This window comes from Bradyrhizobium sp. NBAIM08, from assembly GCF_020193935.1.
Lineage (GTDB): Bacteria > Pseudomonadota > Alphaproteobacteria > Rhizobiales > Xanthobacteraceae > Bradyrhizobium > Bradyrhizobium yuanmingense.
This window is the reverse complement of sequence record NZ_JADYVR010000192.1, coordinates 1-467: the sequence shown is the minus strand read 5'-3', so window position 1 is coordinate 467 and position 467 is coordinate 1. Positions and strand designations below refer to the sequence as shown.

Annotated in this window: 1 protein-coding gene; it reads left to right on the top strand. The window is 64.2% G+C overall.

Going from position 1 to position 467, the window contains the following annotated elements:
* Positions 1 to 467 (top strand): hypothetical protein (locus tag I6F37_RS39065; protein ID WP_225154236.1); only part of this gene is annotated, 467 nt, incomplete at both ends.

The window sequence follows — 467 nt, the reverse complement described above, 5'->3', positions numbered from 1 at the left end:
GTCCAGAACCCCGGCGCCGAGCCGAGGGTCGCGCTCGACTATCGCATCACCCGCGGTCCGCGCACCGTCCGGACGATGTCAGGATACGACCCGCCACAAGAGCTCGTCGATCAGCTTCGGCAGACGTGGGCGGACAGCGTGGTCGTGGATCTGATCGGCCCCGATCTCGAGCAGGTCGCCAGCAGTCATCTCGCTGGGCTCGGTTACCTGCGCGCCAGCGTGAAGGCGAATGTAGACGAGACAATCGACGATCAACTCACTGCGTCAATGCAAGTGGACACCGGCCCGGTCACCACTGAGCGCCATCTGGCGTTCTCGGGCAACACGGTGCTTAGCGAGAAGGAGTTGCTGGACCTCACAAGCCAGGCCAATCAGGACGGCGAGGCGTGGAAGAACCCGGCGGCGCTGCTGGAGACAGTGGAGTCCGCATACGCAGCCCGTGGATATCTCGGCGCGAAAGCCACAGT